Annotated in this window: 11 protein-coding genes; 4 read left to right on the top strand and 7 right to left on the bottom strand. The window is 64.0% G+C overall.

From position 1 onward, the window contains the following. Positions 1–48: 48 nt before the first annotated feature. Positions 49–1,461, bottom strand: coding sequence for an FAD-binding oxidoreductase (locus X738_RS55665; protein WP_023798776.1), 1,413 nt, complete (start codon positions 1,459–1,461; stop codon positions 49–51). Positions 1,462–1,661: 200 nt separating this feature from the next. Between X738_RS55665 and X738_RS55660 the strand changes: the two genes are divergently transcribed. Both X738_RS55660 and X738_RS55655 read left to right on the top strand, forming a co-directional pair. Next, positions 1,662–2,168, top strand: a complete 507-nt coding sequence (locus X738_RS55660) for a thioesterase family protein (RefSeq protein WP_023798775.1) — start codon at positions 1,662–1,664, stop codon at positions 2,166–2,168. A 120-nt stretch (positions 2,169–2,288) separates the two neighbouring features. Then, positions 2,289–2,486 (top strand): hypothetical protein, encoded by a 198-nt coding sequence (locus X738_RS55655; protein WP_023798774.1) that lies wholly within the window; start codon positions 2,289–2,291, stop codon positions 2,484–2,486. Positions 2,487–2,644: 158 nt separating this feature from the next. Here the strand turns inward: X738_RS55655 and X738_RS55650 are convergent, their stop codons facing one another. Then, entirely contained in the window at positions 2,645–3,124 is a 480-nt protein-coding gene (locus tag X738_RS55650) for an Lrp/AsnC family transcriptional regulator (RefSeq protein ID WP_023798773.1), read from the bottom strand. Positions 3,125–3,211: 87 nt separating this feature from the next. On the opposite strand from X738_RS55650, the gene X738_RS55645 reads away from it, so the two are divergent. Next, entirely contained in the window at positions 3,212–4,117 is a 906-nt protein-coding gene (locus tag X738_RS55645) for an EamA family transporter (RefSeq protein WP_023798772.1), read from the top strand. Here X738_RS55645 and X738_RS55640 read toward each other — a convergent pair whose 3' ends face one another. Then, complete coding sequence (locus X738_RS55640) at positions 4,118–5,023, bottom strand: dienelactone hydrolase family protein (RefSeq protein ID WP_023798771.1); 906 nt, start codon at positions 5,021–5,023, stop codon at positions 4,118–4,120. 300 nt (positions 5,024–5,323) lie between these two features. Here X738_RS55640 and X738_RS55635 point away from each other — a divergent pair, with 300 nt between their 5' ends. Beyond that, entirely contained in the window at positions 5,324–8,020 is a 2,697-nt protein-coding gene (locus tag X738_RS55635; protein ID WP_023798770.1) for an ATP-dependent helicase, read from the top strand. Between the two features lie 9 nt (positions 8,021–8,029). Here the strand turns inward: X738_RS55635 and X738_RS55630 are convergent, their stop codons facing one another. The 4 genes from X738_RS55630 to X738_RS55615 form a co-directional block, all read right to left on the bottom strand. Continuing rightward, a complete protein-coding gene (locus X738_RS55630) occupies positions 8,030–9,082 on the bottom strand; it encodes an ABC transporter permease (protein ID WP_023798769.1) in 1,053 nt (350 codons plus the stop codon). After that, on the bottom strand, positions 9,079–9,876 hold the full coding sequence (locus X738_RS55625) for an ATP-binding cassette domain-containing protein (protein ID WP_023798768.1): 798 nt from the start codon (positions 9,874–9,876) through the stop codon (positions 9,079–9,081). The genes X738_RS55630 and X738_RS55625 overlap by 4 nt, the downstream gene beginning before the upstream one ends. 56 nt (positions 9,877–9,932) lie before the next feature. After that, positions 9,933–10,946 carry a substrate-binding domain-containing protein gene (locus X738_RS55620; protein ID WP_023798767.1) on the bottom strand — a complete coding sequence of 338 codons (1,014 nt, stop codon included), beginning with the start codon at positions 10,944–10,946 and terminating at the stop codon, positions 9,933–9,935. A 174-nt stretch (positions 10,947–11,120) separates the two neighbouring features. After that, on the bottom strand, positions 11,121–12,026 hold the full coding sequence (locus X738_RS55615; RefSeq protein WP_023798766.1) for a sugar phosphate isomerase/epimerase family protein: 906 nt from the start codon (positions 12,024–12,026) through the stop codon (positions 11,121–11,123). Between the last annotated feature and the right edge of the window lie 2 nt (positions 12,027–12,028).

The following is a 12,028-nucleotide window of genomic DNA, read 5'->3' as shown; positions in this document are numbered from 1 at the left end:
CAGCGTGTCGATAAAGAGGCAAATCGATCGCCCCAAGAGCAAAAGACTTTAGTCGGTCGGCAGTATCTTCCCAGGGTTCATTATGTTCTGCGGATCAAGCGCCTGCTTGATCGTGCGCATGATGTCGACGCTGTGGCCGAGTTCATGGCGCAGGAAGCCGATCTTGCCTTGTCCGATGCCGTGCTCGCCGGTGCAGGTTCCATCCATGCCGATCGCCCGCATGTTCAGCCGCGCGACAAACTCTTCCGTCTGCTTGATTTCCTTCGGATCGTCCGCGTCCATCAGCACCAGCACATGGAAATTGCCGTCACCGGCATGGCCGACGATCGGCGCGATCAGCCCCATCTCGGCGATGTCGGCTTCGGTTTGCGTGACGCATTCGGCAAAGCGCGAGATCGGCACGCAGACGTCGGTCGACAGCCCCTTGGCGCCCGGCCGCAGCGTCAGCGACGACCAATAGGCGTCGTGCCTGGCCTTCCACAGCTTCGTCCGCTCCTCGGCGACACTGGTCCACAGGAATGGTCCGCCGCCATATTCTTCGGCGATCGTGCCGAAGGTTTCGGCCTGCTCGGCAACGCCGGCATCACTGCCATGGAATTCGACGAACAGGCACGGGCTTTCGGGATAGTCGAGTTTCGAATAGCTCTTCATCGCCCGCATCTGCAGCGCATTGACCAGTTCGATGCGCGCCACCGGAATGCCCATCTGGATTGTCGCGATCACCGCATTGCAGGCCGCCTCGACGCTGGGAAACGGACAGACGCCGCCGGAAATCGCCTGCGGAATGCCCTGCAGCTTAAGCGTCAGCTGGGTGATGATGCCGAGCGTGCCTTCGGAGCCGATCAGGAGCCGCGTCAGATCGTAGCCGGCCGAGCTCTTTTTTGCGCGCTTGCCGGTCGTCACCGTTTCGCCGTCGGCCATCACCGCCGTTAGCGACAATACATTCTCGCGCATCGTGCCGTAACGCACGGCATTGGTGCCCGACGCCCGCGTCGCCGCCATGCCGCCGAGCGATGCATTGGCGCCCGGATCGATCGGAAAGAACAGGCCGGTGTCGCGCAGGTGCCGGTTGAGATCCTCGCGCGTCACACCGGGCTCAACCGTGCAATCGAGATCCTGCGGGTTGACCGCGAGGATGCGGTTCATCCGCGACGTATCGACAGAGATCCCGCCGCCCGGCGCGTTGGTGTGGCCCTCCAGCGAGGAGCCGACGCCGAAGGCGATCACCGGCACGCGGTGCGCAGCGCAGGCCGACACGATCTCCTGCACCTCCGCCGTCGTCTGCGGGAATGCCACGCCGTCCGGCGCCTGGGTTGGAATGTAGGTGGTGGTATGCGCGTGCTGGGCGCGGATCGCCTGCCCGGTCTGGAACCGCTCGCCGAGCCGCTGCTTCAGGATGCCGAGCACCGCGGCGATGCCTTCTTCGTTGCGCTCGACCGGATTGAGGTCGCTCAGAGCCATCTATTCCTCCGCGAATGGACCAGCGTCCACCCTTGCTATGGACTTATGGATGCCTATCGCATCGGCCCGAAAATCGAAATCGATTTTCGGAAAGCACGATGCGAAGATTCAATGTGCTAGAGCGTACTTTGTGCGTCCAATTGGACGCACGTCGCTCTAGTCTCACCAACCACGTCCTGTCCAGCCAGAAGGAAGTTTCGATGTCCATCCCTGCCCCCTTCGCCTCTGCTCCCATGGCCATCGAAAAAGACTGGATCGACTATAACGGCCATCTCAACATGGCTTATTACAACGTGCTGTTCGACCGCTGTTCCGACGAAGCGTTCGAAATAATGGGGATGGGGCCGGACTATGCGAAGCAGCGCCGGCTGACCATCTACACGGCGGAAGTCCATGTCTGCTATGTCAGGGAGCTGCATCTCGACCACAAGGTCGATGTCTCGTTCCAGCTGCTCGACCATGACGACAAGCGGCTGCGAGCCTACCAGGAAATCCGCCATGTCGACGGCTGGCTCGCTGCCACGTCCGAATCATTGTCGCTGCATGTCGACATGTCCGGACCGAAGGTGGCGCCCTTCCCGGCCGATGTCCTGGCCAAGGTCGAAGTCATGCGCGCCGCCCATGCGGCGCTGCCGATGCCTGAGCGCGCCGGCCGTTCGATCGGTATTCGTCGCAGGACGCTTGAACCGCAGTCAGACCGCCGTTAACCTTACCAGGGTTTTAACGTGAACAAGCCGAATTGAGGCGTTGAACGACTCAGCGCGGCGTTCGAGAACCGTCCGCATTGCGATACGGGCGGCGGGGCTGAAGCGGTTCGGGGAACGTGCATGAAAACCGATATCAAGGTCGAGGCGGACAGGCTGGCGGCCGACCCACGCATCAGCGACTATGATTTCTGGCGATCGCTGAAGAACCTCAACTACGAAATTTTTACCATCGCCAACAACAACGAGCCGATCCCTTTCGCCATGATCCGCTGGCGCGCCATCCTGAAGCAAGCGCGGATAAAGCGCGGCCACGCCTGACCGGTGCGGAAAGAAATACTTTCCGGTTGCCCCGCCCCGCTTGCCTTCCAACGTCGGTCGTTGGCGAAAGCCGAAGCGAAGTCCGCTCTCCCCCTTGCGGTGGAGATCGGCAGCTTTGCCAATGGCCTTGCTGACAAATGCTCACTCGCCCTTCAGCATCACGGCGGCTGCTTCACTGCCGCCAGCGGCGAACGCGCCACCACCGGCGACGACTGGATGATTGCGGTGTTGGTCATCGCAAACGGAATGATGCGGTCGATCACCCGTTCGAGTTCGGCCACCGAACCGACATGCGCCAGCGCGATGAAACAGTCCTCGCCGGTCACCCGATCGCACTGGGCGATTTCCGGCAAGTCGCGGATGATCTCGGCGACCGCAGCCAACTGCCCGGGCACCGGCCTGATCCGCAGCCATGCCGACAGCTTCATGCCGAGCGCGGCCGGGTTGATCCGAACAGTGTAGGCCTCGATCACGCCGCTCTCGTGCAGCCGCTTGATGCGTTCGGCCACGCTCGGCGCCGACAGGCCGACCGAGCGCGCCAGTTCAGCGGTGCTGGTGCGCGCATCCTTTTCCAGCAGGCGCAGGATTTTCAGATCCGCCGCATCCAGATCAACATTTTCGTTTCGAAGGCGTTTCAGGAAAACTCCTTTGTTTAGGAGAACAAATTATCTCTTTGGCTGGCCGTTACCCATATAAACAGGTAAATTGCCTGCGATAATGCTCATATGGACGATCAAGCGCAAGCCCCAGCTGCTATCCCTGCCCTCGCCGGCCCTGTCTTTGGCAGGCTGGCGACATCGCTGCCGCCGCATGTCTGGTTCGGTGTCAGCGCTGTGTTTCATTATCTCGGGCCGGCTTTCGCCGTGCTGCTCTTCCCGCATGTCGGCGTGCTCGGCATGGCCTGGCTGCGCATCGTCACGGCCGCCCTTGTCTTCGCGCCGCTAACCCGGCCGTGGACGGCCTTCGCCCGCGCCGACAGGCCGACATTGCTGCTGCTTCTCGGTTTTGGCGCCTGCCTCGGCGTGATGAATTGCTCCTTCTACCTGGCACTCGACCGCTTGCCGATCTCGCTGGTCGCGGCGATCGAATTCGTCGGCACCATCGGCGTTGCGCTGGTCGGCGTCAGAAGCCCGCGCAACCTCGCAGCGCTTGCCGTCGCCGTCACCGGCACCTTGCTGCTGATCGACGTCAAATGGTCAAGCGACCCGATTGGCCTGTTCTGGGCCTTCCTCAACGGCGCGCTGTTCGTCGGCTACATCGTGCTTGGCCATCGCGTTTCCCGCGCCGGCGCTGGCGAGGGCATCGCCGGCCTGGGCGCTGCCATGGCGGTCGCCTTCCTCATCGTGCTGCCGATCGGCTTCACCGATGCGCTGCCGGCTTTCTCGGCGCCGCCACTGCTCATCGCCGCCATCGGCGTCGGCATCTGCTCCTCGGTCATCCCCTATATCTGCGACCAGCTTGCCATGTCGCGGCTGCCGCGACCGAGCTTCGCGCTGATGCTGTCGTTGCTGCCGGTCACCGCCACGCTGATCGGCGTCATTGTGCTCCGCCAGATACCCAGCCCAACCGATTGCATCGGCATCGCGCTGGTGGTGGCCGGCGTCGCTTTTCACAAACCGGCAAATGCCTGATCAGGCAAGCTTCTCCTTGAGAAAGGCGATCGTCCGGCCCCAGGCGAGGTCCGCCGCGTTCTTGTCGTAGCGAGCCGCCGACGTGTTATTGTTGAAGGCATGATTGGCGCCTTCATAGACATGGATCGTGTACTCGACTTCGGCTGCATCGAGCTCCTTCCTGAAGGCGTCGATACCGGCATTGATGCGGGTGTCGAGCCCGGCATAATGCAGCAGCAGCGCCGCCTTGATCTTCGGCACATCCTCGGCCTTCGGCTGCATGCCGTAATAGGCGACAGCGGCAGCCAGATCCGGCGCATTGGCAGCCAGTGTGTTCACCGTGGCGCCGCCCCAGCAGAAGCCGACCGCGCCGACCTTGCCGTTGCCATCCTCGCTGCCCCTAAGGAAAGCGACCGTTGCGACCGCATTGGCAGTGGTTTGCGCCGGATCGAGCTTGGAAAACTGCTCGCGCGCCTTGTCTTCGTCGGCCGGCGTGCCGCCGAGCGGCGACAGGAAATCCGGGGCGAGCGCCACGAAGCCTTCCAGCGCCACGCGCCGCGCCACATCGCGTATATGCGGGTTGAGCCCCCTGTTCTCATGCACGACGATGACGGTGCCGAGCTTGCCGGACTGGCCAGCCGGCTTGACCAGATAGCCTTTCATCTCGCCACCGCTGCCGGGATAGCTGATGTCCTCGCCCGTCACGCGTGAATCGTCCTCGGCAACTATCGCCGCCCGGGCTGAATTCGCCGCCAGCAGCGGCGCGATTGCGGCGGCCGCCGCACCTGATCCGGCAAGCCTGGTCAATTGTTCCATGAAGCGCCGCCGGTCGAGCGTCAGATGCGTGTATTCGTCATACGCGTCGATCATAGCCTGGGTAATGGCGGGTCTGTTGACGGCGGGGTTGGCAGGGCTCGGTTTTGTCATGGCGCTCTCCTCGGCTTCGGGAACATGTCCGCCGCGCAAGATAGGGTAGAAGCCCGCACGGTCCAGTCACGGATCGGTGAGGCGCTGCTGACGCGAGCGCAGGTCCGCCAGACCGGCGGCTGGTCCAGGATGACACCGTTCGACTGGTGCGCTGTCCCACTTGCTCCGACCCGCCGTGCCTGTCGAGCAGGCCGGCGCTATGGCTGGCGTGCCATAGGATTTGCAACTCCCCCGGCTGGACAGAGAACAAAACGGAGACACTTCTGGCCTTTCGCTGCCGAATCACTACATTCGGGGGAGATGTCCGGCTTTTCGGAAGATATGCCTTTTTTTGATGAACCGAACGCGCGGCCCGTGGCCCCGTCGGGCATTGCTGCGCGCGCCATGGCTGCCCGCAGCGGCCATGCCAATGCGCCCGATTATCTGAACGGGCTCAACCCCGAGCAGCGGCTGGCGGTGGAAACCACCGAGGGTCCGGTGCTGGTGCTGGCCGGCGCCGGCACAGGCAAGACGCGCGTGCTGACCACCCGCATCGCTCACATCCTCGCCACCGGCAAGGCCTTCCCGTCGCAGATCCTCGCCGTCACCTTCACCAACAAGGCGGCGCGCGAGATGAAGCAGCGCATCGGCCTGCTGATCGGCGAAGGCAATGTCGAGGGCATGCCGTGGCTCGGCACCTTCCACTCGATTGGAGTGAAGCTGCTGCGCCGCCACGCCGAACTTGCCGGGCTCAGATCCGACTTCACCATTCTCGACACCGACGACGTCGTGCGCCTGATCAAGCAGCTCATCCAGGCCGAAGGACTGGACGACAAACGCTGGCCGGCCAAGCAGTTCGCCCAGATGATCGACGGCTGGAAGAACAAGGGGCTTGGCCCCGCCGAGATTGCCGAGGGCGACGCCCGCGCCTTCGCCAACGGCAAGGGGCGCGAACTCTACAAGGCTTATCAGGAGCGGCTGAAGACGCTGAACGCCTGCGACTTCGGCGATCTCCTGTGCCACCCGATCCGTATCTTCCGCGCCAATCCGGACGTGCTGAAGGAATATCACAAGCGCTTCCGCTACATCCTCGTCGACGAGTACCAGGACACCAACACCGCCCAATACATGTGGCTGCGGCTGCTGGCGCAGCGGCCGGATGCCGGACGAGCTTCAACATCAACAGGTTTGCAAACGGCCGAAGGCCGCAAGCCCGACCGGGCGTCCGAGCCCTTGCGAGGCCCCTCCCGCGACGCCGAAGGCGCGCAAAAAAGGGGGGTCGGGCCCGCGCCGGCAGGCGCGGAACAGCCCGTGAGCGAAAATAAAGTCAACATTTGCTGCGTCGGCGACGACGACCAGTCGATCTATGGCTGGCGCGGGGCCGAAGTCGACAACATCCTGCGCTTCGACAAGGATTTCCCCGGCGCCACGATCATCCGGCTGGAACGCAACTACCGCTCCACCGCGCACATCCTCGGCACCGCCTCCCACCTCATCGCCCACAATGAAAGCCGCTTCGGCAAGACGCTGTTCACCGAAAAGATCGCCGAGGACGACGAGAAGGTGCATGTCCATGCCGCCTGGGATTCCGAGGAAGAGGCCCGCGCCGTTGGCGAAACCATCGAGGCCTACCAGCGGCAGAAGCACAATCTCAACGATATGGCCATTCTTGTCCGCGCGTCCTTCCAGATGCGCGAGTTCGAGGACCGCTTCGTCACCCTTGGCCTCAACTACCGCGTCATCGGCGGCCCGCGCTTTTACGAGCGCCTCGAAATCCGCGACGCCCTCGCCTTCTTCCGCGTCGTCGCGCAAGGCGCAGACGACCTCGCCTTCGAGCGCATTGTCAACGTGCCGAAGCGCGGGCTGGGCGAAGCCACCATCCGCCAGATCCACGACACCGCCAGGGCGCTGCGCATCCCGATGCTGGAGGCTGCAGAAAAACTCGCTGAGAGCGACGAGCTGAAGCCAAAGCCGCGCGCAGCGCTGCGCGAAGTCGCCGCCAATTTCGAGCGCTGGCAGAAGGCGCTGGAGACCACGCCGCACACCGAGCTGGCCGAGACCATCCTGGAGGAGAGCGGCTACACCGACATGTGGAAGAACGACCGCTCGGTAGAAGCGCCCGGCCGGCTGGAAAACCTCAAGGAACTGATCCGCTCCATGGAGGAGTACGAATCGCTGCGCTCCTTCCTCGAACATGTAGCGCTGGTGATGGACGCCGAGCAGAACGCCGAGCTCGACGCCGTCAACATCATGACGCTGCATTCGGCCAAGGGCCTCGAATTCGAGACGGTTTTTCTGCCCGGCTGGGAGGAAGGACTGTTCCCGCATCAGCGCGCGCTCGACGAGGGCGGCCGCTCCGGGCTGGAGGAAGAGCGGCGGCTGGCCTATGTCGGGCTGACCCGCGCCAAGAAGAACCTGCATTTGTGGTTCGTCTCCAACCGCCGCATCCACGGCCTGTGGCAATCGACGATCCCGTCGCGCTTCCTCGATGAATTGCCGGAAGCCCATGTCGAGGTCGCCGAGAGCGGCAACTCCTATGGCGGCTACGGCAATGCCTATGGCGGCGGCTCCTTCGCCTCCGGACGGGGCGGCCAGGCGGCAGGACGGCAGAATCCTTACGGCGCTTCGCGCTTCGACAATGTCGGCGCAGAAAAATCCGGCGCCTTCTCCAGCGCCTATGCAACGCCGGGCTGGCAGCGCGCGCAGCAGAACCGCACCGAGGCGACCGACCGCAACTGGGGCTCGCGCTCCGGCCACCAGGTCGAGCGCATCGGCTATGGCGAGACCGACAGTGGCTATGGCGCCGGCCGCACCTCGATCAAGGGCCGCACCATCGACGGCGAGCTGGTCGCCAAATCCGTCGCCGACACGCCATCCCCCTTCAATGTCGGCGACCGCGTCTTCCACCAGAAATTCGGCAACGGCAACATTTCGGCCATCGACGGCAACAAGCTGACCATCGACTTCGACAAGGCCGGCCAGAAACGCGTGCTGGACGGGTTTGTTACCGGGGTTTGAGCGTCCCTCTCACCGATACCGCGCCTGGTTCCATTTGTGGCCGAGCAGCGACAGGATGATGATCAGCCCGTTGAAGAACTGGACATAGAAGCCGCTCAGGCCTGCCGCGACGACGCCGGTCTGGATGAATGACACGGTGACGGCGCCGATGGCGCCGCCGACCACGGTGCCGACGCCGCCCCAGGTCGGCGTGCCGCCAACGAACACCGATGCCAGCACCGGCAGCAAATAGCCGTCGCCAGCCGTCGGCCACCAGGTGAAGTTGATCATCACCGAGAAGGTGCCGGCGATCGCCGCCCCGATGCCGACGAAGACGAATACTTTCACCCGCACGCGCTTGACGTCGATGCCCATCTGCTGGGCGCTGTCGGGATTGTCGCCGACCACCTTCACCTGCGCGCCGAAGCGATGCCTGTTGTAGAGCAGCGCCGACAGCACGACGAAGCCGATGGCCCAGAAGATCTGCACCGGGATGCCGTAGATCTGGCTGGAGAAGATCTTGTAGGCCCAGCTGTCGGCAAGGCTGGTCAGCGCCGTCGACCTGCCTTCGTTGATGATCTGGATCAGGCCGCGCAGCAGGAAATTCATGCCGAGCGTGGCGATCAGCGACGACAGCCCGCCATAGACGACCAGCGACCCGACCAGGAAGCCGAGCAACGTGCCCGTTGCAATAGCGGCGGCGATGCCGAGAAACGGGTCGTAGCCGGCCTGCACGACCAGCGCGAAGACCCATGAGGCAAAACCCATCGTCGCCGGAAACGACAGGTCGATCTCGCCGCAGGTGACGACGAAGACCAGCGGCACCACCACGAACAGTGCAACCGGCAGCGTGGTGAGCACGGAACTGTAGAGATACCAGGTGGTGAAGACGGTCGGGTTGGCGATCATGAACACCGTCATCATCACCACGAACACGGCAAGCGTGCCGAGTGCGGCGCGGTTGTCGAGGATGAAGCCGCGCATCCAGTGATCGGATGGGTGTTTCCACTCTTTCCGGGCATTGCCGGGACGGGAGATGCCTGCGGACGGCTCGTGCCGATCGGGCTCCATCGTCTTGCTCATCGTGCTCTCTGCTCCGGGTCGCCGGCGTCGTGCAGTCCCGGCAATCCGCCCGGATGCGCGACGTCTTCCATGAAGTTGATGAGGTCTTCGGCCGACTTGACCTGCCTGCGGTCGGCGGTGAGCGCGACCTTGCCGCGGTCCAGCACGACGAAACGATCGGCAATATCGAAGACGTGGTGGATGTTGTGGCCGATGAACAGGATCGACCGTCCGCTCGCCCGCACCTGGCGCACGAAATGGAAGACCTTGGCGGTCTCGGTCAGCGACAGCGCCGTCGTCGGCTCGTCGAGGATGATCAGGTCGGCCTGCTTGTAGATTGCCCGCGCGATCGCCACGCCCTGGCGTTCGCCGCCGGAAAGCTGGCCGACGATCGATTGCGGCGTGAACACTTTCGAGGTGAAGCCGATCTCGCGCATCAGCCGGCTCGCCTCCTCGATTTCCTTGTTGACCTTCAGCCAGCCGAGAAAGCCGGTGAGTTCGCGGCCCATGAAGATGTTGCGCACGATCGTCTGCTGCACGGCCAGCGCCCGGTCCTGGAATACCGTCTCGATGCCGGCGTCGCGCGAGCGCGCGGCGCTCCAGCCGGTCACCGGCTGGCCGCGGATGAGGATCTCGCCGCTGGTCGGTTTGACCACGCCGGAGAGGATCTTGATCAGCGTCGACTTGCCGGCGCCGTTGTCGCCGATCAGGCCGACCACCTCGCCGCGGTCGACGCTGAGATTGACCCCACCCAGCGCATAGACCTGACCGTAGGACTTGCTGATGTCGCGCAGCTCTATAAGGCGTTCTGCCATGGCGATCCTCACTTGGTTCCGGCTGCGGTCGGAAGACCGGCAGCCGTGTCAAAAGGTCAGCGCAGCGCCTGCTTGGCGAGTTCGGCGACGATCTCGTAATTGTCAGGCGTGACGAAGCCGGCGCCGGTGTCGACATTCATTGGCGCCAGGCCCAGCACCACCTGCTGGCAGAGGCTGAGGATCGGCAGATAACCCTGCAGGAACGGCTGCTGGTCGGCCGTCAGCTGGACCCAGCCGCCCTTGAAGCCCTCGACGATCTGCGGGCTGGTGTCGAAGCCGAAATTGAAGATATCGCCAGCCTTCCTGCCCGCCGCCTGCATGTAGGTCGGGACGTTGCCCAGCATCTGTCCGCCGGGATAGCCAACCGCCTTGACATCGGGATTGTTGAGGAGTGCTGCGGTAATCACCGGAATGGCCAGATTAGGGTCGGAAGCCCATTCGCCGCTCGGCGGCGAGGAGAGCTGGATGACCTCGACGCCCGCCTCTTTCAGGGCGGCGACCGTGCCGCGCTCGCGCGCGCCGCGGCTCTCGTTCTCGAACGGGCCGATCATGATCGCCTTGTCGCCGGCCTTGAGCCCGGCCAGCTTGAACGCCTCGGCGCCGAGCGCGCGGCCCTGCTCTTCCTGCTGGGCGCCGACATAGCCGCCGCCGAACGCTCCCGTGACCTTCGGCACCGGCACGTTCTGGTACATCATCCTGATACCGTCCTTGTGCGCCTGTTCGGCCAGCGGCATGATCGAAGCATCGCCCGGGTGGCCCATCATGGCGATGCCGCCGGGCTTGACCGCGACGGCCTCGCGCAATTGCTGCACCATCTTCTCGACATCCCACTGGGAGAAGATGTAGTCGACCTTCGGCCCAAGATCGGCCTCGGCCTGCTTGGCGCCATTGTAGACGATGGTGCCGAAGGCGTCGCCCTCGGCGCCGCCGACGAAGAAGCGGATGTGGACGTCCTTGCACCACTGGGCCTCGAGCGCCTGGGCAGGCAAGGTGGAGATTGCGGCGGCGAGCGCCGTGGCGGCCGCCATGACGGTCGAGCGCAGAACTGTCCTTCTCATCGTGATGCTCATGCACGTTCCTCCCTTTGTTCCCTCGCAAGCCGAGGGGTCTTCGACGAATGCTTCGGCTTCTCGCCGCAATGCTTCGCTGGCCGGCTCCCTGTTTGATGCATGTCGTTGTCGCAAAACCGCTGCACACCCTTGGGTCAGGCCCGAGGGCATGCTTTTGCGCGACATGCATTAGCCTCACGCCGGGTTCGGCAGATACGTCGCACCTCCCCGGCATTGCTTGAGGTAGTCCAGCGCCCGAACTTGCCCTGTAATCTCAAGGTCGCCGCGATAGACCGGGTCGTGCCAGCCTTCGATGTCGATGGCGCCCCTGTATCCGGCCAGCCGCAATTCGCTGATCACCCGCGTCCAGTCGCTGTCGCCGAAGCCAGGCGTGCGCATTTGCACGAACGGCAGCCGGCCGAACACGCCATGCTCGCGGATCACGTCCCAGCGCACCGTCGCGTCCTTGCCGTGGACATGAAAAATGCGCGGCGCCCATTTGCGGATCTGCGGGATTGGATCGATCAGGTAGACGAGCTGGTGGCAGGGCTCCCATTCCAGGCCGAGATTGTCGTCTGGCAATTCGTTGAACATCAGCTCCCAGGCGTCCGGATTGTGGGCGATGTTCCAGTCTCCATCAGCCCAGTTGCCGTCCATCGCGCAATTCTCGAAGGCGATGCGCACGCCCTTGTCGGCGGCGCGCCGGGCCAGTGGTCCCCAGACCTCGCGGAAGCGCGGCAGGCTGTCGGGCAGCGGCTTGCCGCGGAGGCGGCCGGTGAAGCCGCTGACCATCGCGGTGCCGAACAGATGCGCATGGTCGATGACCGTTTCCCAGGCATCAAGCACGCCGCGATCGACATCGCCGCTCTCCAGCGGATTGCCGAAGACGCCGAGCGAGGAGACGACGACGTCGGCGTCGCCGATCGCCTCGCGGATCTGGCCGGCCAGCCGCGGAAGATCCTTGCCGCCCAGCGTCTGCCAGAAGAAGGGCTGGATGCTTTCGAAGCCGAGCGGCAGGATGGCCTCGATATAGGCGGCCGGGTCATCGAGATTGGCCCGCATCATGGTGCCGATCCTGATGTCGAGAAGCGGGTTTGGCATCG

The sequence above is a fragment of the Mesorhizobium sp. L48C026A00 genome (assembly GCF_000502375.1).
Classification (GTDB): domain Bacteria; phylum Pseudomonadota; class Alphaproteobacteria; order Rhizobiales; family Rhizobiaceae; genus Mesorhizobium; species Mesorhizobium muleiense.
Note: the sequence above shows the minus strand (reverse complement) of the source record. Positions and strands in the feature narration are given on the sequence as shown.